Annotated in this window: 18 protein-coding genes; 14 read left to right on the top strand and 4 right to left on the bottom strand. The window is 67.2% G+C overall.

Annotation, left to right across the window (positions count from 1 at the left end; all coding sequences use genetic code 11):
* Positions 1-29: 29 nt before the first annotated feature.
* The 8 genes from ACSQ9A_RS23295 (at position 30) to ACSQ9A_RS23260 (ending at position 8907) form a co-directional block, all read left to right on the top strand.
* Positions 30-2129 (top strand): hypothetical protein, encoded by a 2100-nt coding sequence (locus ACSQ9A_RS23295; RefSeq protein ID WP_436305360.1) that lies wholly within the window; start codon positions 30-32, stop codon positions 2127-2129.
* A gap of 159 nt (positions 2130-2288) precedes the next feature.
* Positions 2289-2690, top strand: a complete 402-nt coding sequence (gene panD, locus ACSQ9A_RS23290; RefSeq protein ID WP_436305359.1) for an aspartate 1-decarboxylase — start codon at positions 2289-2291, stop codon at positions 2688-2690.
* An 82-nt stretch (positions 2691-2772) separates the two neighbouring features.
* Positions 2773-4155 (top strand): adenosylmethionine--8-amino-7-oxononanoate transaminase, encoded by a 1383-nt coding sequence (gene bioA / locus ACSQ9A_RS23285; RefSeq protein WP_436305358.1) that lies wholly within the window; start codon positions 2773-2775, stop codon positions 4153-4155.
* Positions 4121-5323 carry an 8-amino-7-oxononanoate synthase gene (gene bioF / locus ACSQ9A_RS23280; protein ID WP_436305357.1) on the top strand — a complete coding sequence of 401 codons (1203 nt, stop codon included), beginning with the start codon at positions 4121-4123 and terminating at the stop codon, positions 5321-5323. Before bioA ends, bioF begins: the two co-directional genes overlap by 35 nt.
* Positions 5320-6039 carry a dethiobiotin synthase gene (gene bioD, locus ACSQ9A_RS23275; protein ID WP_436305356.1) on the top strand — a complete coding sequence of 240 codons (720 nt, stop codon included), beginning with the start codon at positions 5320-5322 and terminating at the stop codon, positions 6037-6039. The genes bioF and bioD overlap by 4 nt, the downstream gene beginning before the upstream one ends.
* 113 nt (positions 6040-6152) lie before the next feature.
* Positions 6153-7163, top strand: coding sequence for a biotin synthase BioB (gene bioB / locus ACSQ9A_RS23270; RefSeq protein ID WP_436305355.1), 1011 nt, complete (start codon positions 6153-6155; stop codon positions 7161-7163).
* A complete protein-coding gene (locus tag ACSQ9A_RS23265) occupies positions 7160-8500 on the top strand; it encodes a cytochrome P450 (RefSeq protein WP_436305354.1) in 1341 nt (446 codons plus the stop codon). Before bioB ends, ACSQ9A_RS23265 begins: the two co-directional genes overlap by 4 nt.
* Positions 8501-8550: 50 nt before the next feature.
* A complete protein-coding gene (locus ACSQ9A_RS23260) occupies positions 8551-8907 on the top strand; it encodes a hydroxyisourate hydrolase (RefSeq protein ID WP_093109721.1) in 357 nt (118 codons plus the stop codon).
* A 3-nt stretch (positions 8908-8910) separates the two neighbouring features.
* Here the strand turns inward: ACSQ9A_RS23260 and ACSQ9A_RS23255 are convergent, their stop codons facing one another.
* A complete protein-coding gene (locus ACSQ9A_RS23255) occupies positions 8911-9840 on the bottom strand; it encodes an AraC family transcriptional regulator (RefSeq protein WP_436305353.1) in 930 nt (309 codons plus the stop codon).
* Between the two features lie 104 nt (positions 9841-9944).
* Between ACSQ9A_RS23255 and ACSQ9A_RS23250 the strand changes: the two genes are divergently transcribed.
* Positions 9945-10736, top strand: a complete 792-nt coding sequence (locus tag ACSQ9A_RS23250) for a fumarylacetoacetate hydrolase family protein (protein WP_436305352.1) — start codon at positions 9945-9947, stop codon at positions 10734-10736.
* A gap of 10 nt (positions 10737-10746) precedes the next feature.
* On the opposite strand, the gene ACSQ9A_RS23245 is transcribed toward ACSQ9A_RS23250, so the two are convergent.
* Positions 10747-11559 (bottom strand): SDR family NAD(P)-dependent oxidoreductase, encoded by an 813-nt coding sequence (locus ACSQ9A_RS23245; protein ID WP_436305351.1) that lies wholly within the window; start codon positions 11557-11559, stop codon positions 10747-10749.
* A 105-nt stretch (positions 11560-11664) separates the two neighbouring features.
* On the opposite strand from ACSQ9A_RS23245, the gene ACSQ9A_RS23240 reads away from it, so the two are divergent.
* Positions 11665-12606, top strand: coding sequence for a GlxA family transcriptional regulator (locus tag ACSQ9A_RS23240; protein ID WP_436305350.1), 942 nt, complete (start codon positions 11665-11667; stop codon positions 12604-12606).
* A gap of 16 nt (positions 12607-12622) precedes the next feature.
* Here the strand turns inward: ACSQ9A_RS23240 and ACSQ9A_RS23235 are convergent, their stop codons facing one another.
* Positions 12623-14320, bottom strand: a complete 1698-nt coding sequence (locus ACSQ9A_RS23235) for a methyl-accepting chemotaxis protein (protein WP_436305349.1) — start codon at positions 14318-14320, stop codon at positions 12623-12625.
* An 87-nt stretch (positions 14321-14407) separates the two neighbouring features.
* On the opposite strand from ACSQ9A_RS23235, the gene ACSQ9A_RS23230 reads away from it, so the two are divergent.
* The 4 genes from ACSQ9A_RS23230 to ACSQ9A_RS23215 all read left to right on the top strand — a co-directional run bounded on the left by ACSQ9A_RS23230 (position 14408) and on the right by ACSQ9A_RS23215 (position 20826).
* Positions 14408-14836: a hypothetical protein gene (locus ACSQ9A_RS23230; protein ID WP_436305348.1), complete on the top strand. Its 429-nt coding sequence runs from the start codon at positions 14408-14410 to the stop codon at positions 14834-14836.
* Positions 14837-14912: 76 nt separating this feature from the next.
* On the top strand, positions 14913-16145 hold the full coding sequence (locus ACSQ9A_RS23225; RefSeq protein WP_436305347.1) for a TolC family protein: 1233 nt from the start codon (positions 14913-14915) through the stop codon (positions 16143-16145).
* Positions 16142-17653, top strand: a complete 1512-nt coding sequence (locus tag ACSQ9A_RS23220; protein WP_436305346.1) for an efflux RND transporter periplasmic adaptor subunit — start codon at positions 16142-16144, stop codon at positions 17651-17653. Before ACSQ9A_RS23225 ends, ACSQ9A_RS23220 begins: the two co-directional genes overlap by 4 nt.
* The gene (locus ACSQ9A_RS23215; protein ID WP_436305345.1) at positions 17650-20826 is read left to right on the top strand and encodes an efflux RND transporter permease subunit; all 3177 of its coding nucleotides are present in this window, start codon (positions 17650-17652) and stop codon (positions 20824-20826) included. Before ACSQ9A_RS23220 ends, ACSQ9A_RS23215 begins: the two co-directional genes overlap by 4 nt.
* On the opposite strand, the gene ACSQ9A_RS23210 is transcribed toward ACSQ9A_RS23215, so the two are convergent.
* Positions 20813-21196 (bottom strand): hypothetical protein, encoded by a 384-nt coding sequence (locus ACSQ9A_RS23210; RefSeq protein ID WP_436305344.1) that lies wholly within the window; start codon positions 21194-21196, stop codon positions 20813-20815. The two genes, ACSQ9A_RS23215 and ACSQ9A_RS23210, sit on opposite strands and share 14 nt — an antisense overlap.
* Positions 21197-21201 lie beyond the last annotated feature (5 nt).

Below are 21201 nucleotides of genomic sequence, written 5' to 3'. Positions count from 1 at the left end.
GCAAGACGAGCTTCGGGACAATGAGCAGGATGAAACTCGCACTCGCCCTGATCGCTTCCCTGGTGCTCCTTTCCGGCAAGAGCCCTGCCGCCGCGGCGGTCCAGGCGCAGGAGGGCGAGAACTTCGTCGTCCCCGCGTCGGCGCGGGTTCGCTATGGCGCCGGCGATCGCTGGGTAGAGAAGATCGTTCGCGGTCCGGCAAGCTGCACCAACGAGTTCTTCGGCACCGATCCGGCACCGCATGTGCGCAAGTCATGCACCATCATCGGTCCCGCCCCTGCGGCGGCGGCCAGGTCGATGGAGGCTTCGTCGAAGCCCGCGGCGAGCGGCATCGCCGACGTGGTGGATCGCGCAGGCAAGATCGTTCCCGCGGCCTACCGGGCCATGGCTGCGGCCATGAGCGAGGCCGAGGGCATCGCCTACCGCTACGGCCCGGACGCCGCGCACTACGGCAGCGCCAACGCGAAGCTTCCCACCCTGTACGAGCGCGAGGACCATCTCGCGCGTTGCAACGAAAAGGGCGTCTGCATCACCTCATGGCAGGTCGGCGGTCCGCGCAAGGAGGTTGATTTTTCCTACTCGACCAACCAGTCCAGCGTCGTCTTCCTGGCCGACGATCCGGTCCAGCGCGCCGGTGTCGGCGACCTGCAGGCATCGGCCTTCGAGGTCAACACCTATGCACAGAAGCCGCAATTGCCCTGGCAGCTCGGGGGCGGCGGCCTCGACAGCGTGAATGTCGTGCAGTACCGCTCCGCCGGCCTGCTGCCGAACGACGGCAGCGCCCGCCCCGTCGCGGCCGGGCGCTGCAGCGGCCCGGCGGGCAACTGCCCGACCTCCGTCATCGCTTTCCAGAACGGCCTGCTCGCCACCACCGGCAGCAACACCGCCCACAACCTCGCCACCGCGCGGCTGGCGCCGAACAAGGTGCCGACCGCCGTCGCCATGACGAGCAACAGCGAGTTCGCCTTCGTGACCGTCTGGGACACGGCCGAGCTGAAGGGCCAGGTGGCGGTGGTCGCGCTGGCCGGCTTGTGCGATGGCTGCAAGCTCGAAGGGCCGTACTACGAGTGGTGGTCCGAATGGCAGGGCGTCTACCCGGGCTTGCCGAACATGGGCAACATCGCCTTCATGAAAGTGCTGGGCTACGTGGACCTGCCGGCCGACATGAAGGCGCCGACCGAGATCGCGGTCACCACCGGCATGCATCCTTTCAACACGGTGCTGGGCGGCGGCCTCTTCATGGGCCAAACCCACTCGCCGCTCAGCAGGCACTGGCAGTCCTTCACCCCGTCGGGCAGCAACTACAAGCGCTATGCCAAGGGCGGCGTGGCGGTGGTCGTGTCCAAGTCCGAGCAGAAGGCGGCCTTCATCGATCTGAAGCCGCTCTTCGGCTACATCAACGGCGTCTACTTCAGCGAGGCCGTCGGCAGCATCGGCCCGGTGGGGCAGGACGAGCGCCAGTGGCCGCATGCCTTCAGCTTCAAGCCGCAGGCGCGGCCGGTGGTGGTGAAGACGATCGCGCTCGATGCGCGGCCCACGGCGGTCAAGACGACCGTCACCCGCACGAAGGATGCCCGCGCCTGGATCGCGACGCAGGAGGGCAGCCTGCGCATCTTCAGCCTGGGCGGCTACGCGCCGGGTGCCGAGCTCCGGTCGGGATCGCCGAACGGGATCGCGGCAGAGGGCAGGGTCGCCGTCGGCCGCAACCCGAGTTCGCTCGCGCATTCGAAGGACGACCCCGACCGGCGGCTGGATGCGCTCAACAGCCAGGTGATCGTGACTTCGCGCGGCGATCGCAAGATCCAGTGGGTCCGTTTCTCGGAAGACGGGAAGAGCGCCCGCGTGGTGCGTACGCTGCAGGACAGCCGCATCGTCGACCCGGTCGCGACCGAGGACATCGACAACTTCGCCAACCTCGGCCTGACGCTCAGCGTGGCGGACTACGGCGGCCGTGCGGTGCTCAACTACCGCTACGGCCCGGTGGTGTTCGCCGACCGCGGCGCGGAATGGGCCTGCCAGCCGCCGCGCGGCTGCCCGGTGAAGCCCACGGGCGATGTGGACATCGAATTCGGAGGCGGCTTCAAGATGCAGGGGCGGCCTTACCAGATCAACACCTCGAACGTGCCCTGAGCGCCGCTGACTTCGAGGGCGATGGCCGCCAGCGGCGGGCAACCCATGTGCCCCGATGACGAAAGCGGAGCACGTGAAATGCACAGGGGCGTTCGTTAGAACTAGGTTATCTTCCGCCGCTACAAGCCCCCATCTTTTTTGCAGACGGCACTTCCGACCATGTTTCGAACCCTGCTCAAGTCCAAGATCCACCGCACAACCGTCACCGATTGCGAATTGCACTACGAAGGCTCATGTGCCATCGATGAAGACCTGCTGGATGCCGCCAATCTGGGCGAGAACGAACAGGTTCACATCTGGAACATCAACAACGGCGAACGCTTCGTGACCTATGCGATCCGAGGCCAGCGCGGCACCGGCATCATCTCGGTCAACGGTTCTGCCGCGCGTCGGGCGTCGGTGGGCGACCTGATCATCATCGCCGCCTTCGGCCTCGTCCCCGAGGATCGGGTCAGCGGCTTTCGGCCGAAGCTGGTGTTCGTGGACGACGCCAACCGCATCAAGGAAGAGCGCGCCCATATCCCCGTGCAGACCGCTTCGATAGCCGCCGCTGCGGCCTGAGCGCTGGCGGTTCCTGCACTGGCCCGCTTCGGGCAGGCCGACCGATCGGGGCGCCACGCGCAGCACTCTCCACATCCATCGCATGCACACATCCGTCGGCGCCAACCATTCCTGGCAGCAGCGCAGCCTGCGCAGCGTCTGGCACCCCTGCACGCAGATGCAGCGCGCGGCCGCGGTGCCGCCGCTGCCGATCGCGCGGGGCGTTGGCCCGTGGCTTTTCGACCACGAAGGACAGCGCTACTTCGACGCCACGAGTTCCTGGTGGGTCAACCTGTTCGGCCACGCCGATGCGCGCATCAACGCAGCACTGAAGGACCAGCTCGACCGCCTGCCGCACGTGATGCTCGCCGGCTGCACGCACGCACCGGCCGTGGAACTGGCCGAACGCCTGTCGGCCTTGACCGGCGGCGTGCTCGGCCATTGCTTCTTCGCCAGTGACGGCGCCTCGGCGGTCGAGATCGCGCTGAAGATGAGCTTCCATCATTGGCGCAACCGCGGGCGCCCGAACAAGCGGGAGTTCGTCTGCCTGCGCCAGGGCTACCACGGCGAAACGCTGGGTGCCCTGGCGGTCACCGACGTGGCGGTGTTCCGCGATGCCTACGACCCGCTGCTGATGCGCGCGCACCAGGTGATGTCGCCCGACGCGCGCCAGGCCGCAGCCGGGGAGACCGCGGTGGACGTCGCTGCGCGGGCCGCGGCCGACTTGCAGGCGCTGTTCGAGTCGCGCCATGAACACATCGCGGCGCTGATCATCGAGCCGCTGGTGCAGGGCGCTGCCGGCATGGCGATGCACGATGCGGCTTACCTGCGCACCGTGCGTGCGCTGTGCGAGCGCTACGAGGTGAGCCTGATCGCCGACGAGATCGCGGTCGGCTGCGGGCGCACCGGCACCTTCTTCGCCTGCGAGCAGGCGGCGATCTGGCCGGACTTCGTCTGTCTCTCCAAGGGCATCAGCGGCGGCACGCTGCCGCTGTCGCTGGTGATGACGCGCGACGCGATCTACGAGGCCTTTCTCGACGACGACGTGGCGCGCGGCTTCCTGCATTCGCATTCCTACACCGGCAACGCGCTGGCCTGCCGCGCCGCGCTGGCGGTGCTGGACCGCTTCGAAGAGGACGACGTGCTGCAGCACAACCGGCAGCGTGCCGCCGCACTGAGCGCGGCGCTCGCGCCATTGCAGGCCGACCCGCGCATCGAGCACTTCCGCCAGTGCGGGATGATCTGGGCCCTCGACGTTCGCGAGGCCTTCGTCGGCGAGCGTTTCGCCGAACGCTTTCATCTCGCGGGCCGCGAGCGCGAATTGCTCATTCGGCCGATCGGCCGCACCGTCTACCTGATGCCGCCCTACGTGCTGGACGACGGGCTCGCAGCCTGGCTCGCGCAGCGCGTGATGCAAACGCTGGATGCCGTGGCCTTTGCAGAAAACGCCCATGCTGATCGAACACCTGAACCACCGACTGCGTGAGCTCGAGGCTCAGGCGCTGCGCCGGCAGCGGCGCACGGCCGAGTCGCCCTGCGCGCCGCACCAGCGGGCGTCCGGGCGCGACATGCTGGCCTTCTGCAGCAACGACTACCTGGGGCTCGCGAACCATCCGGCGCTGATCGAGGCGCTGGCCGAAGGGGCGCGCCTCCATGGCGCCGGCAGCGGCGCATCGCATCTGATCAGCGGCCATTCGCGCGCCCATGCACTGCTCGAGGACGAGCTCGCGCGGTGGATGTCGCCCTCCATCCCCGACGCGCGCGTGCTGAGCTTCTGCACCGGCTACATGGCCAACCTGGCGTTGCTCACCGCGCTGGGCGATGCGAGCGCGACGATCTTTGCCGACAAGCTCAACCATGCCTCGCTGGTTGACGGCGCGCTGCTGGCCAAGGCGCCGCTGCAGCGCTACCCGCACGGCCGGCTCGACCTGCTGGCGAGCCAGCTCGGGCGTTGCAGCACGCTGATCAAGCTGATCGTGAGCGATGCCGTCTTCAGCATGGACGGCGACCTGGCCGACCTGCCCGCGCTGCTGGCGCTCGCCGAGGCGCACGACGCCTGGCTGGTGGTCGACGATGCCCATGGTTTCGGCGCGCTCGGCGAAGGCGGCCGCGGCAGCCTGTCGCACTTCGGCCTGCGCAGCGAGCGCCTGATCTACATGGGCACGCTCGGCAAGGCCGCAGGCCTGGGCGGCGCCTTCGTGGCCGCGCACCCGAGCATCATCGAGTGGCTGGTGCAGTCGGCGCGCAGCTACATCTACACGACCGCGGCGCCGCCGGCGATCGCGCATGCGCTGTGCGCGAGCCTGCGCCTGATCGGCGGCGACGAGGGCGAAGCGCGGCGTGCGCGACTGCGGCAACTGATCGGCATGCTGCGCGATCGGCTGGGCGCACTGATGCAGCACAACCCCCGGCTCGGCTGGCGCCTGGCCGATTCCGCCACCGCGATCCAGCCCTTGATCGTCGGCGACAACGCGGCAGCGCTGGCCTTGTCCGCCGCGCTCGATGCACAAGGCCTGTGGGTGCCGGCGATCCGACCGCCGACCGTGCCTGCGGGCACCGCGCGGCTGCGCATCACGCTGAGCGCAGCGCACACGCCGCAGGACGTGCAGACCCTGATCGATGGCCTGGCGCGGGCCGCCGGGAGCCTGCGATGAGGGCCGCAGCGATGCACGGCTGCTTCGTCACCGGCACCGACACCGAGGTCGGCAAGACGCGCGTCGGCGCCGCCTTGCTGCACTGGCTCGGCGAGCGGGGCCTGCGTTGCGCCGGCTACAAGCCGGTGGCCGCCGGCATCGAGACGATCGATGGCGAGAACGTCAACGAGGATGTGCGCGCATTGCGCGACGCGAGCTCGGTGGTGATGACCGATGCCGAGGTCGGCCCCTGTCAGTTCGAAGCCGCCTGCGCCCCGCACATCGCGGCAGCGCTCGAAGGCCGCACCATCGAGCGTGCCGTCCTGCTGCAAGGAGCCAGGACGCTCGCGGCGCGCGCCGAGTACCTGATCGTCGAAGGCGTCGGCGGGTTCTGCGTGCCGCTCGGCGCGGACTTCGACAGCGCCGACTTCGCCGTGGAGCTGCAGTTGCCGGTGGTGCTGGTGGTCGGACTGCGCCTGGGATGCATCAACCATGCGCTGCTGAGTGCCGAGGCGATCCGCGCGCGCGGCCTGCGGCTTGCGGGCTGGATCGCGAACACCGTCGACACGGGAATGCCGCACCGCGATGCCAACCTCGCCACCCTGCGCGATGAACTGGGGCGGCGCCACCAGGCGCCTTGCCTGGGCATGGTTCCCCGTATGAGCAGCCCTGACCCGGCGGCTGTCGCAGCCTGCTTCGACGATGCGGCGTTGCGCGCGCTGTTCGGGCTGGCATAAGACAAGCTTTCACTCCGATCCCCCGCATGGCGCAATTTGCAACCAGATTGGCTGCCCTTGTGACTGGCTCCTGGCTATCCTGACTCGGATGGCCATCCCACCCGAAGGACGACATGACCACCACAGCCACCGTTTCCCTGTCATCTTTGCGCACCAAGACGTCGCGCCCCGAGCCTCGCCCGGATCAGCGCTGGGGCGTCGCCGACGTCGAAGCCCTGTTCGCGCTTCCGTTCATGGACCTGCTGTTTCGCGCCCAGCAGGTGCACCGCCAGCACTTCGATGCCAACGAGGTCCAGCTGTCCACGCTGCTCTCGATCAAGACCGGCGGCTGCGCGGAGGACTGCGGCTACTGCCCGCAGTCCTCGCATTTCGACACCGGTGTGGAGGCGAGCAAGCTCATGCCGCTGCAAGAGGTGGTCGAAGCCGCACAGGCGGCGAAGGCCCAGGGCGCCACGCGCTTCTGCATGGGCGCCGCCTGGTGCAGCCCCAAGGCGCGCGACATGGAGCGCGTGACCGACATGGTGCGCGAGGTCCGGGCGCTGGGCCTGGAAACCTGCATGACGCTGGGTATGCTCGAAGCCGAGCAGGCCCAGGCGCTGAAGGACGCGGGGCTGGACTACTACAACCACAACCTCGACAGCGCTCCCGCGTTCTACGGCAAGATCATCAGCACCCGCACCTACCAGGACCGGCTCGACACGCTGGCCCATGTGCGGGACGTGGGCATCCATGTCTGCTGCGGCGGCATTGTCGGCATGGGCGAAAACCGCACGCAGCGCGCCGGGCTGATCGCGCAGCTGGCCAACCTCGATCCGTACCCCGAGTCGGTGCCGATCAACAACCTGGTGCAGGTCGCGGGCACGCCGCTGGCCGGCACCGAGCCGATCGACCCCTTCGAGTTCGTGCGCACCATCGCGGTCGCGCGCATCACGATGCCGACGACCATGGTGCGGCTGTCGGCCGGGCGCGAGCAGATGGATGAGGCGCTGCAGGCGCTGTGCTTCGCCGCCGGCGCCAATTCGATCTTCTATGGCGACAAGCTGCTGACCACGAGCAACCCGCAGGCCGAGCGCGACCGGGCGCTGTTCGAGCGCCTGGGCCTGAAGGCGCAGCGCAGGCAATGAGTGCGCTGCCGATGCCGGCGGCTGCGCCGAGCCCGCTCGGCCGCCCGATCATCGACGCGGCGTTCCGCGCCGATCCCTATCCGGCCTATGCCGCGCTGCGCGAGGCCGGGCCGATCCACTGGAGCGAGGAGTTCTTCGGTGGTGCGTGGCTCCTGACCCGCCATGCCGACGTGGAGGCGGTGCTTCGCGATTCCGTACGCTTTTCGGCGCAGCGCACCGGCGGCTGGGTCATGCAAAGCCGTGCCGCGCGCGGTGAGCTGAAAGACTTCCAGCAGCTCTTCGCGCGCGCGATGCTGTTCGTCGATGCGCCGGACCACACGCGCATTCGCAGCGTGCTCAACGCGGGCTTTCGCAATGACGTCCTGCAGCAGTTCGTGCCGGCCATCGCGCAGCGCGTCGATGCCTTGCTCGATGCGGTGGACGCCGACGCGGGCTTCGATTTCATGCAGGCGCTGGCGCGGCCGCTGCCGGCCGAGGTGATGGCGATGCTGATGGACATCCCCGCGGCCGATCGTGGCGACTTCATCGCCTGGTCGGACGATCTGGCGGCTTTCATCGGTGCGCCGATGCCCTCGCTCGATGAGGCACGGCGCGCGCGCACCAGCCTGCTGGCGATGAGCGGCTACTTCGAGCAGCTCGTGCCGCAGCGCAGGCGCGCGCTGGGCGACGACCTCGTGAGCCGGCTGCTGCGAGCCGAGGCGGCGGGCGACATCCAGCCCGGCGCCGAGCTGCTCGCCCAATGCGCGATGCTGCTGTTCGCCGGCCACGAGACCACGCGCAACCTGCTGGGCAACGGCCTGCAGGCGCTGCTTGCCGATGCGGCGTCGTGGCAGCGCCTGCAGCGCGAGCCCGCGCTGTTGCCGGGCGCGGTGCGCGAACTGCTTCGCTTCGACAGCCCGGTGCAGTACACCGGCCGTCGCGTGGCGGCCGATCTCGTGCTGCATGGCCAGCCACTGCGCCGCGGCGAGCTGGTCGTTGCGCTCATCGCCTCTGCCAACCGGGATCCGGCGCGCCACGCCGAACCCGATCGCCTGGACGTCGCGCGCCGCCCCGGCGGCCTGCTGTCCTTCGGCGCCGGAGCGCATGTGTGCATCGGCGCGAGCCTGACGCTGATGGAGGCCGAGATCGTCTTCGGCCGGCTGCTGCGCCGATTCCCGGCCCTGCAGCGGCTCGATGCGCAACCGCGCTGGAGCGGCAATGCGGTGTACCGCGGCCTGAGCGTGCTGCCGGTGCAAGCCCGCAGCCGAGTGGGGGGAGACGGTGGCCAAAGGGGTTCGCATGATCGAGACCTTGAGCAGAGGGTGCAGGGTGCGCCCGGCGAGTGTCGATGGCCTTGACGGTTGATGGCGTCATACTGCCGGCCATCGATCTTCTCAGGAGCTTTCAAATGCAGGCCGTTTCCATCCACGTCGTCGATGTAGCCCATGGCGTTGTCGCTCAAGGCATGCGGGTCGACATCGCCCGGTTCGAGGGCGAAGGCTGGACGGATGTGGCGTCGGGCAAGGTCGGCAGCAATGGCGTGGTCGACGGCATCGAAAGCCGCGAGTCCTTGTTCGAGATCGGTTTCTACGAGCTGCGCCTGCACGTGGCCGAGTACTACCGCGCAAGAGGCGTCAAGCTGCCCGAGCCCGCGTTCATGGGCGTGCAGGTCTTCCGCTTCGGCCTGGCCGATATGTCGCAGCACTACCACCTGCCCGTGAAGCTGACGCCGTGGGGCCTGTCCTGCTTCCGCGGCGGCGCCTAGGATTCACGCCGGCGCGCGCAAGGCCCGCGCTTCGTCGCGAAACTGCCGCGGCGTCATGCCGGTCCATTGCCGGAACCGGCGGCTGAAGTAGACCGCATCGCCGAAGCCGCATTGGTGCGCGACGTCGCCGATGCGAATGCCGGAGCTGAGGAGCAGTTCCTTGGCGTGTTCGAGGCGCCGCTCGGTCACGAGCTCGGTGAATGTGCGGTCGGTCTGCTTCTTCAGCAGGTGCGCGAGGTAGTTCGGCGACAACGTGGCCGTGGCGGCCGCATCGTTGAGCGACATCTCCTCGTGCAGGTGTTCGCGCACGTAGCGCATCACGCGCTGCAGCGCATCGTGCCGCGAGCTGCCGCCGCTGCTGTGCCGCCCCGCCTGCTCCTGCAGCCGCGCCTCGTGCCGCTGGCAGGCCAGCCCCAGCAGTTGCAGCACGATGCCGCGGATCGCGCTTCGCGTTGCGAGGCGCCGCGCCCGGTTCAGCGCCGACATCTCGTCCAGCCAGCCGAGGATGCGGGTGAAATCCGCATCGTCGAAGTGGAAGTCGACGTACTCCTGAAAGAGAAACGGAGCCAGCTCGGGCTGGCGGGCGATCGAGACTTCTTCCAGGTCGAGTGGCTCCACATCGAGCTCCGGCCAGAGAAAGCCCTGGTCGAAATTGACGATGGCATAGCGCGCGCCGACGGGATGGGGAACCACGTGCACGCGGTAGGGCAGCACGAAGCTCAAGTACCCGGCGCCGAACGGCCGCACCGCGCCGCCGATGAGCTGCTGCGAGCCGCCTTCGATGCCCACCTGGATCTGGAAGTACTCGTGCCGATGGGGCTGTGCGAGGACATCGCGCGCACCCTCGAAGCGGATGTCGAAGTCGAGGTGGTCGGCGCGCTCCTGCATGCCGTAGAGGCGGAGGCTGGAAGGGCGGGGCGAGGTGGTCGGCATCGCGCCATCGTAGACGCGTCCTCGTTCTGCGTAGATGCGTGCGGAATGATGGCGGCATCCCGGCCAAGAATGGCTCGCGCTCAAACTATGAAGGAGAACAAACCATGTCCAGTTCACGTCGCAACCTGTTGGCAAGCTCCGCCGCCATGGCCAGCGGGGCCATCGCCGGCTGTGCCCTGCCGGCCGGCGCTGCGCGCTCCCCGAGCACGCCATTCGATATCGCCTCGTCGTCGATTCCGATCGTCGGCAGCGAACAGGTGTTCCCGGTGCGGCGCATCTATTGCATCGGCCGCAATTACGCCGCCCATGCGCGCGAGATGGGATCCGATCCGACCCGCGAGCCGCCTTTCTTCTTCCAGAAGCCGGCCGACGCGATCCAGGTCGTCATGCCCGGCGCCGTGGCCGACCATCCCTATCCGAGCCTGACGAAGAACTACCACTACGAAGTGGAACTGGTCGTCGCCTTGTCCAGGGGCGGCAGCAACATCGCGATCGACCAGGCGCTCGCTCACGTGTACGGCTATTCACTCGGCCTGGACATGACGCGGCGCGATCTGCAGCGCGAGATGGGCGACCAGAAGAAGCCGTGGGAGATCGGCAAGAGCTTCGATCACTCCGCGCCGGTCGGCCCGATCCATCCCGTCGCGAAAGTCGGCCACTTCGCCGATGGGGCGATCTGGCTCAAGGTCAACGGCCAGACCAAGCAGAGCGCGACGCTCAAGCACATGATCTGGTCGGTCGCGGAGCAGATCAGCCGCCTGTCGCAGGCCTTCGAGCTGATGCCCGGCGACATCATCTATTCGGGCACGCCGGAAAACGTCGGTCCCGTGGTGCGCGGCGACCTGATCGAGATTCACATCGACGGCTTGCCCAACCTCTCGGTGCGCGTGGTCTGAGCGACTTCGCTCACGCTGCCGTCTGGCCGGCGGTGTAGCGTTCGGCCGGCCGCGCGCGCGAGAGCTTCGGCACCATTTCGCGCCGCGCCGCCTCGAAGCGCTGCCAGTCGCCGGCATCCGGCAGCGAGGGGATCGTCACCAGCTCGCGCGCATCGAGGCCGGCCAGTGCCGCATCGACCAGGTCGTCGGCCGACATCACCATCTCCTGCGGCAGGTTCGACACCGGCATGCCCGCCACGTCCCAGAACTCGGTGCGGATCGCGCCGGGCAGGACGGCCTGCACCTGCACGCCCTTGTCGCCCAGCTCGTGGTGCAGGGACTGGCTGAGGTTGAGCACGTAGGCCTTGGTCCCGCTGTAGCTGCCGTTCAGCAGCTCCGGCGACAGCGCGACGATCGACGCGATGTTGATCACCGTGCCGCTGCCGCGCGCAACGAACGCGGGCGCGGCGGCGCGCGCCAGGCGGGTGAGCGCAATCACGTTCAACCGGATCATCATCTCCAGCTCGTCCGGGTCGGACTCGATCAGAGATGCGGTGGCGCCGATGCCGGCGTTGTTGATCAGCATGGTGATCGAGGGATCGGTGCGCAGGCGTTCCTCGACACGCCGCTGGTCGGCCGCTGCGCCCAGGTCGGCGACCATGACCTCGACGCGGCGCCCGGTCTCGCGCCCCAGCCTTTCGGCGAGCGCGTCGAGCCGCGAGCGGTTGCGCGCCACGAGGATGAGGTCGTGGCCGCGCCGCGCGAGCCTGTCGGCGTAGACCGCGCCGATGCCGGATGACGCGCCGGTGATCAGCGCGGTGCTTTGGGATGCCTGCTTGCTCATGATGTGTGTCCTTGGGGTTCGAAAAAACGGCGGATTGACAAGACGAACATTAGGTCGCAGACTTGCGACTTAAAAGTCATGTTTCCCTCGTTTTAGGACAAAGTGATGAAACGCGTCGGATTGCTGGTTTTTCCGGGCTTCCAGATCCTGGACATGGTGGTGGTCTCGGTCTTCGAGCTCGCCAACGCGGCCGCGACCAGGCCTGCGTACGCCTTGGAGGTGGTGTCGGAAGAGGGCGGGCCGGTGAAGAGCTCCTCCGGCGTGCAGGTCGAGACCCGTGCCTTCGGCAGCGCGAAGTTCGACACGTTGCTGGTCGCCGGCACCATGGACATCGCGCCCTCATCGCCGGCACTGCTGGCCTTCCTGCGCGACGCGGCGAAGAAGTCGCGCCGCGTCGGCAGCATCTGCACCGGCGCCTTCGTGCTGGCCGAGGCCGGGCTGCTCAACGGCCGGCGCGCGACCACGCACTGGCACTTCGCGCGGGAGCTGCAGCGAAATTTCCCGCACGTGAAAGTGGAGGAGGACTGCATCTACATCATCGACGGCACGGTGTGGACATCGGCCGGCATGACGGCCTGCATCGATCTCTCGCTGGCGCTGGTCGAAGGCGATCTCGGCACCGAGGTCTCACGCGCGGTGGCGCGCAAGCTCGTCGTCCACTCGCACCGCACCGGCGGGCAGTCGCAGTTCTCCGCCTTCCTCGAACTCGAGCCGAGATCGGAGCGCATCCACGACGCGTTGAACTACGCCAAGAAGAACCTGCATCTCGCGCTGTCGGTCGAACAGCTGGCGGACGTGGCCCATCTGAGCCCGCGGCAGTTCAGCCGCGCCTTCCTCGCCGAGACGGGCCAGTCGCCGGCCCGCGCGGTCGAGAAGCTGCGCGTGGAAACTGCCCGCGCGCTGATCGAGGACGGGCACTCGATCGACCGGGTCGCGGAAAAGGCGGGATTCGCCGACCCGGAACGCATGCGCCGCGCATTCCATCGCGCCTTCGGGCAGCCGCCGCAGGCGCTCAAGCGGGCGGCGCGGCTGCAGGTGGCGGCCTGACGGCCTGGGGCAAAACTCAGAACGTTTCCCAGTCTCCGCCACCGGTGGCCGTGCCCGCTGCGGCGAGCTGCTTGCGTTGCGGCGCGGCGATGGCTTGTCGGGCCCGGGCCGGTTGCGCTGCTGCCTTGCGCGGGAGGGGAACCACGGGCCGGATGACTTGCTGCTGCCCGTCGAGCTTGAACACGCTGACGGCCTGCGACAGGCTGCCGGCCTGCTCCTGAAGCGACTGCGCCGCAGCCGCGGCCTCTTCCACCAGCGCCGCGTTCTGCTGCGTTACCTGGTCCATCTGCGTGATCGCCTGGTTGATCTGCTCGATGCCCTGCGTCTGCTCGTGGCTCGCCGCCGTGATCTCGCCGATGATGTCGGTCACCCGCTTCACGCTGCCCACGATCTCTTCCATGGTCTTGCCGGCTTCGCCGACCAGTTGGCTGCCGGCATCGACCTTGCCGACCGAATCGTCGATCAGGCCCTTGATTTCCTTGGCCGCGGCGGCCGAGCGTTGCGCCAGGTTGCGCACTTCGGAAGCCACCACCGCAAAGCCTCGGCCCTGCTCGCCGGCACGCGCGGCTTCGACCGCTGCGTTCAAGGCCAGGATGTTGGTCTGGAAGGCAATGCCGTCGATCACGCCGATGATGTCGACGATCTTCTTGGACGAGGCATTGATCGAGGCCATGGTGTGGACCACCTGGCTGACCACATCGCCGCCCTTGACCGCCACTTCGGAGGCCGAGAGCGCCAGCTGATTGGCTTGGCGCGCGTTGTCGGCGTTCTGCTTCACCGTGCTGGTGAGTTCTTCCATCGACGCCGCGGTCTGCTCCAGCGAGCTGGCTTGCTCCTCGGTGCGCGAAGAAAGATCCTGGTTGCCCGAAGCAATCTGGCTCGAGGCCGTCGAGACATTCACCACCACGCCTTGCACCTGCTGCAGCGACTTCTGCAATGCCGTGCGCATCAGGTCGATGGCGCGCAGAAGACGGCCGGTCTCGTCGTTGGCATAGCTTGCCTGCGGCGCACCGGTCAGGTCCATGTCGGCGATCGACTGCGCCATGGTCTCCGCCCGGCGCAGCGGATGCGTGATGCTGCGCGCCAGGAACCAGGCCAGCAGGGTGCCGAAGATCAGCGACAGCGTGGAGCAGACGATCAGCAGCATCGTGGTCTGGGCGCGCAGGCCCTCGGCACGTTGCGCCGCGGCATCGAGCCCTGCACGCTGCAGGTCGACCATCTGCTTCACGCCCGCCAGGTAGCTGACCGAAGTCGGTTCGAAGCGCGCGCTGAAGACGCGGCCGGCACCTTCGAGGTCGCCGGCCAGCTTGAGCTTGCTGACTTCCTCGCGCGCCGCGAGGTAGTCCTTGCGCAGTTCGCCCACCTTCTGGAACAGCTCGCGTTCCTCGGGCTTGACCATCTGTCCTTCGATGAACTTCTGCAGCTCGTTGGTTTCCTTGATCGATGCCGCGGTGGCGGGTGCGAAGTAGGCGATCAGGCTGGCGTCGCTGCTCTTGGCGATGGCAGCAGCCCGCTGCACGCCCGATGTGGTGTGGCGCAGCCAGTCGGCGCCGGCGCGTTCGGTTCTGACGTTGTCCTGGACCATGCCGGTGATCTCGACGCCCAGCTGCCGCAGCTTCAATGCCGCAATCACGCTGCTTGCCAGGAAAAGGGCGAGGATCACGCCCAGCACGATGGCCAATCGCTTGGCTATCGAGATAGTGCTCAGAAACATGGGAGGCTCCGGAAGACGAGAAGGTCAAAAAAGAGAAAAGACAGACCTATATCGGCAGTCGGTCCGAAAAATTAAGGGAAGACCCGCATGTTCGAGCGCGACCAAAGCCAGATCGCTAAACTCTCTGCAGTTATGTGCCGCCGCTCGCTCCATCGCCGCATGACCGCGTTCTTCGTGGTCCTGTCACTGCTGTTCTCACAGCTGGCGCTCGCGAACTACGTCTGCCCTGGCGCCGCGGACGCAGTCGCGATGGCGGAAATGATGGCCGCAGGCGAACCCTGTGAAGGCATGGATTCGGCGCAGCCGGTGCTCTGCCACCAGCACGCAGCCGACATGTCGCTGTCGTTCGAGCCGGTGAAGCTGGCCACCCCGTCGCTCCCGGCCATCGTGCAGGTGCTGGTCGTGCCTGTTGTGATGGAGGCACAGCTCGCGGCGGCGATTCCCGTCGCAGCGACGCCGGAGGTCCGACCTCCGCCCGACCCCGTTTTTCTTTCCACTCGCAGACTCCGAGTCTGAAATCTCCGTCGACTGACCGGCGCTGGCGCGGCTCGTCCGCTCGCCAGCTGATGCCTCATTCGTCTTCGGAGTTTTCATGCCATCCCACCTCCTGCGTGCAGCCGCCTTGGCCGCCGCACTGCTTCCCTGCCTGGTAGCGGCAGCACCCCTGACCCTCGAGACGGCGATCGACCTGGCCGTCAAACGCTCCGAATCCGCTCGCGCCGCGCGAGCTGGGGTGACGAGCGCGTCGGAGGCCGCCCGAGCGGCCGGCCAGCTTCCGGACCCGATGCTGCGCGCCGGCGTCGACAACCTGCCGGTGACCGGGGGCGACCGGTTCAGCACTGCGCGCGATTCGATGACGATGAAGCGCGTCGGCATCAGCCAGGAATGGCTGTCGAGCGACAAGCGAGCCGCTCGCCAGGCGGCGGCCGAGGCCGCCGTCGCCCGCGAAGGAATCCAGTCTCGGACAGCAGTCGCCGAAACCCGGCTGAACACCGCGCTCGCCTACCTCGACGCTTTCTACGCCGGCGAGGCGCAGAAGCTGACGACGCTCATGGAGCATCACGCGCATGAGGAGTTGGAGGCGGCGCGTGCCCGCTTGGCGTCCTCAGCGGGCAGCAGCCAGGAAGTGCTTGCTCTGACCGGCGCGCGAGGTACGGCGGAGGACGAATCGGCCGAAGTGCGCCAGCAGCAAGGCGTGGCCAAGCTGTCGTTGCAGCGTTGGGTCGGCACCCAGGCCGACGAGTTGGCACCCGTGAACGCGCTGTCATTGCCTACGGAGCAAGCGTACGTCGCAGGGCATCCGACTGTCGTGACGAAGCAGCTCGACATCGAAGTGGCCAAGCAGGTTGCCGCCGTCGCCGCCTCGGAGCGCAAGCCCAACTGGACTTGGGAGCTTTCCTATGGACAGCGCACCGGCTACTCGGACATGGTGTCGTTCGGAGTGAGCATTCCGCTTCGAGTGGCCCCTTCGGAGCGCCAGGACCGAGAGACCGCAGCGAAGCTCGCGCTGGCCGACAAGGCCGAGGCAGAGCTTTCCGAGGTCAGCCGCGCAGCCACCGCCGAATACCGAACGCTTGCCAGCGACGCCCAACGGTTGCTCGAACGCATCGAGCGATATCGCTCCGGCGTCGTGACCCCAGCCCGGCAACGGACCACCGTGGCCACTGCCGCATATCGATCGAATCAGGGCACGCTCATGACGCTGTTCGAGGCGAGGCACGCCGAAGTGGAAGCGCAGCGGAAGCTCCTGGCACTTCAACGCGACCTCGCCAAGGTTCAAGCGCAGCTTGCATTCAAGCCACTCGCACAAGGAGCCGACCAATGAAAGGCACTCGCGTCACCGCGCTTCTCATCGTCGCCGGTGCGGTCCTCGCCGGCGCCGGCTTCTTCCTGGGACGGCACACGAGCAACGAAGGCCTGAGTGCCGAAGCAAGCGGCGCCGCTTCGTCCCCGGACGGCCGCAAGGTCCTCTACTGGCACGACCCGATGGTTCCGGGCCCGCGCTTCGACAAGCCGGGCAAGTCGCCGTTCATGAACATGCAGCTCGTTCCGGTCTACGCCGACAGTGACCAAAGCACCTCTGGTGTCAAAGTGAGCCCCACTGTGCAACAGAACCTGGGCATCCGCTACGCCACCGTGCGACGTGCAGAGACCTCGAGCTCGTTCGACGCCATAGGTGCGGTGCAGTTCGACGAGCGCTTGAACGTGGCCGTCCAGACGCGGGTCGCGGGATACGTCGAACGCCTGGCTGTACGTGCGCCGATGGAGCGCGTACGCAAAGGCCAGGCCTTGGCCACCATCTTCGCGCCGGACTGGCTCGGGCCGCAGAACGAGCTGCTTGCGCTCAAGCGCGCCGGGGTCGCGCCCGACCTCATCGCTGCAGCGCGCGAACGGATGCGTGCCATGTCGATTCCGGCCGAACTCATTCGCCAGAGCGAAGAGATCGGGGCCGCGCAGGCGCGCTTCACCCTGAGCGCGCCAACAGGCGGGGTCGTCGCCGAACTGGGTGTCCGGGAAGGCGTTGCCGTCACGCCCGGCATGACCTTGTTTCGCATCGCCGGCCTTGAGAAGGTCTGGGCCGTGGCCGAGGTTCCGGAAGCTCAGGCGGTGCGCTTGAGCCGTGGTCAGAAGGTCAAGGCGGCGCTTCAGGCGGATGCCACTCAAACCTTCGAGGGCGAGCTCAAGGAAATACTTCCAGAGCTCAATGCGAACACGCGCACGCTGAAGGCGCGCTTCGAGGTCGACAACAAGGACGGCAAGCTCACGCCCGGCATGCTGCTGCGTCTGCAGGTGGCGGGACCGACGAGCATCCGGCGGGTCGTACCGGCCGAGGCGATCATCCGCACCGGCAAGCGCGCGGTGGTCATCGTCCGCAAGGACGACGGCGCATTCGAACCGCGTGATGTAGCACTCGGCTTGGACCTGGGTGACGATGTCGAGGTCGTCCAAGGACTGAACGAAGGGGACCAGGTGGTCGCGAGCGGTCAGTTCCTGATCGACTCCGAGGCCCGGCTGCGCTCGGTGCTGGGGAGCATGTCGGCACCTGCCGCGCCGCCCGCATCCACCACCCCATCGCCGGGTGGGAAAGCATCCCAGACCCACGTGGCGGACGGCAAGGTCGAGAGCGTTGAACCGGACGGCATCACGATCTCCCATGGCCCCGTGCCGTCCCTCAACTGGCCGGCCATGACGATGGGCTTCTCCAAGCCGAATCTCCAGGCGTTCGCGGACGTGAGGCGAGGCGATGCCGTCCGATTCGAGTTCAAGGAGGGCGGGCCCATGGGCTATGAGCTGCTCTCGGTGCAGCGCGTGCAACCGGGCATGAAGAAATGATTGCCGCGCTCATTCGATGGTCGATCGGCAATCGATTCCTGGTGCTCATCGCCACGCTGTTCCTGACGGTCGCCGGTGTCTGGTCGGCTGCCCGCATACCGGTGGACGCATTGCCGGACCTGTCGGACGTACAGGTCATCATCCGGACGCCATTTCCCGGCAAGGCGCCACAGGTGGTGGAGGACCTCGTCACCTATCCACTGACGACGACGATGCTCAGCGTGCCGGGCGCCAGGACCGTTCGCGGCTACTCCTTCTTCGGGGACTCGTTCGTCTACGTGCTCTTCGACGACAAGACGGACCCGTACTGGGCCCGCTCGCGCGTCGTGGAGTACCTCAACCAGGTACAGAGCAGGTTGCCCGCAGGGGCGAATGCATCTCTGGGACCCGATGCAACGGGGGTCGGATGGGTTTACGAATACGCGCTCGTGGACCGCTCGGGCAAGCATGACATCGGACAGCTGCGTGCGTTCAACGACTGGTTCCTGAAGTTCGAGCTGAAGACCATCCCGGACGTGGCCGAGGTCGCGAGCATCGGTGGCATGGTGCGGCAGTACCAAGTGGTGCTCGACCCCGACCGCATGCGTGCCCTTGGCATCACGCAAGCGACGGTCGTCGCTGCCTTGCAGAAAGCCAACCAGGCGTCGGGCGGCTCGGTCGTGGAGCTTGCAGAAGCCGAGTACATGGTGCGCTCGCGCGGCTACCTGAAGTCGCTGAGCGACTTCCGCACGATTCCGCTCGCAGTTTCGGGCACGACTCCGGTGCTCTTGCGCGACGTGGCCACGGTGCAGATCGGCCCGGAGATGCGCCGCGGCATTGCCGAGCTGGACGGCCAGGGGGAGGTCACAGGCGGTGTGGTCGTCATGCGCTCGGGCAAGAACGCGCGCACGACCATCGAGGCCGTCAAGGCGAAGCTCGAGACGCTCAAGCCGAGTCTCCCGGCCGGCGTCGAGGTGGTGCCGACGTACGACCGGTCCCTGCTCATCGACCGCGCCGTCGAGAACCTGCGCTTCAAGCTGCTGGAAGAGTTCGCCGTGGTCGCGCTGGTCTGTGCCATCTTCCTGTTCCACCTGCGCTCGGCGCTCGTAGCGGTGGTCGCGCTTCCGATTGGCGTGCTCGCCGCGTTCATCGTCATGCATTGGCAAGGTGTCAACGCGAACATCATGTCGCTCGGGGGCATCGCCATCAGCATCGGGGCGATGGTCGACGGAGCCATCGTGATGGTCGAGAACGTCCACAAGCACCTTGAGGCATTCGAGTCGAAGCATGGCAGGAATCCGACAACGCCTGAGCGATGGCAACTGGTCGGCTCGGCGTCCATCGAGGTCGGTCCGGCTCTCTTCTTTTCGCTGGTGGTCATCGCGCTTTCCTTCGTGCCCGTGTTCTCACTCGAAGCGCAGGAGGGCCGCCTCTTCTCGCCATTGGCGTTCACGAAGACCTATGCGATGGCGGCGGCGGCCGGCTTGTCGGTGACGCTGGTACCTGTGCTGATGGGCTACCTGATCCGCGGGCGCATCCCTCACGAGTCGGCGAATCCTGTGAACCGCTTCCTCATGGCGGCATATCGACCCGCGCTTGAAGCCGTGCTTCGCTTTCCCAAAGCCACGCTGATGGTCGCGGCGCTGTTGCTGGCCCTGACGGCCATACCCGCCATGCGCCTCGGCGGCGAGTTCATGCCGCCGCTGGACGAGGGGGACCTGCTCTACATGCCATCGGCCTTCCCGGGACTTTCAGTTTCCAAAGCGTCGGAACTCCTGCAGCAGACGGACCGCCTCATCAAGACGGTGCCTGAGGTCGAACGCGTCTTCGGGAAGGCCGGTCGCGCCGACACCGCGACCGACCCGGCTCCGCTCGAGATGTTCGAGACGACCATCCAGTTCAAGCCGCGCGAACAGTGGCGACCCGGCATGACGCCCGACAAGCTGGTCGAAGAACTGGACCGCGTCGTGAAGGTGCCCGGACTGACCAATGTCTGGGTGCCACCCATCCGCAACCGCATCGACATGCTGGCAACCGGCATCAAGAGCCCTGTCGGCATCAAGGTGGCCGGTGCGGACCTGGCCACCATCGACCGCCTGACGACGGAAATTGAAGCCGCAGTCAGGGGCGTCTCGGGCGTGTCCTCGGCATTGGCCGAGCGACTGACTGGCGGCCGGTACATCGATGTCGACGTGGACCGGCTCGCCGCAGCTCGCTACGGACTGTCCGTGGCGGACGTTCAGGCCATCGTCTCGACCGCTGTCGGCGGCGACAACGTCGGCGAAGTGATCCAGGGCCGGGAACGCTATCCCATCAATGTCCGCTACCCCCGAGAGATTCGCGACTCGCTGCAGCGCCTGCGAGAGCTGCCCTTCGTGACAGACAAGGGTGCGCAGTTGCTCCTGCAGGACGTGGCGAAGGTCAGCATCGAGGAAGGCCCGCCGATGCTGCGGAGCGAGAACGCGCGCCTGTCCGGTTGGGTCTATGTGGATGTCCGGGGCCGAGACCTCAGGTCGGTCGTCAATGACATGCAGGTTGCAGTGGCCAGATCGGTGACGATGCCTGCCGGCTACGCAGTGTCCTGGTCCGGGCAGTTCGAGTATCTGGAGCGCGCCACGCAGCGGCTCAAACTCGTGGTGCCCGCCACCTTGGCGGTAATCTTCATGTTGCTGTATTTGCTGTTCAGGTCCTTCGGTGATGCTGCGCTGGTCATGGCGGCGGTGCCGTTCTCGCTCATCGGTGGGTTCTGGCTGGTCTGGGCGCTGGATCACTCCATCTCGGTAGCCACGGCCGTCGGATTCATCGCGCTCGCCGGCGTGGCCGCCGAGTTCGGCGTCGTCATGCTCATCTACCTCAAGAATTCCCTTGCACGACGCATCGAGGCTGGAGCGCCGATGAACGACGAGACCTTGCTTGCCGCCATCCGCGAGGGAGCGGTGCTGCGCGTTCGTCCCAAGGCGATGACAGTGGCCGTGGTCATGGCAGGTCTGCTACCCATCATGTGGGGAAGCGGAACCGGCTCGGAAGTCATGACTCGAATCGCTGCGCCCATGGTGGGAGGCATGGTGACGGCTCCCCTGCTGAGCATGCTGGTGATTCCAGCTGCCTGGTACCTGGCGCACCGGCGCCGAGCCGGCGGCCGTGAGACCGCGTTCGCGAGCCATCCCGCGCAGAACGCCATCACTTCAGAGTGAAGCGCGCTGTCCCCAAGGTCTTGCCCGAGTTCGTCACCACGGCCACCGCCTTCGTGCCGGCAGCCACCTTGAAGCTGCCTTTGGCTTCCAGCTTGTCGCCGGCGGGCTTGAGCTCGACCTCCGTCTTCTCGGCGTCTTCGAGCAAGGTGACTTTGGCCGAGGCCTTGGAAAGGTCCATCGGCTTGCCGTGGTCGCTGAGGTACAGCTGCAGCGTGTCGGGCTTGGCCACCAGCTCGAAGTCCGCTTCTTTCCCCGGAGCGACCAGGCCTCCATGCCGCGGCGTGTGGTCGTCGTGTTTGTGGTCGCCCGCAGCAAAAGCGCCGCCGGCAACAGCCAGGGCCAGGGCGGCCATCCATGCTTGCTTTTTCATGAAGA

Source organism: Variovorax sp. LjRoot290 (genome assembly GCF_964253985.1).
Lineage (GTDB): Bacteria > Pseudomonadota > Gammaproteobacteria > Burkholderiales > Burkholderiaceae_C > Variovorax.
The sequence above is the reverse complement of the archived record's forward strand: the minus strand, read 5'-3'. Positions and strand labels throughout refer to the sequence as shown.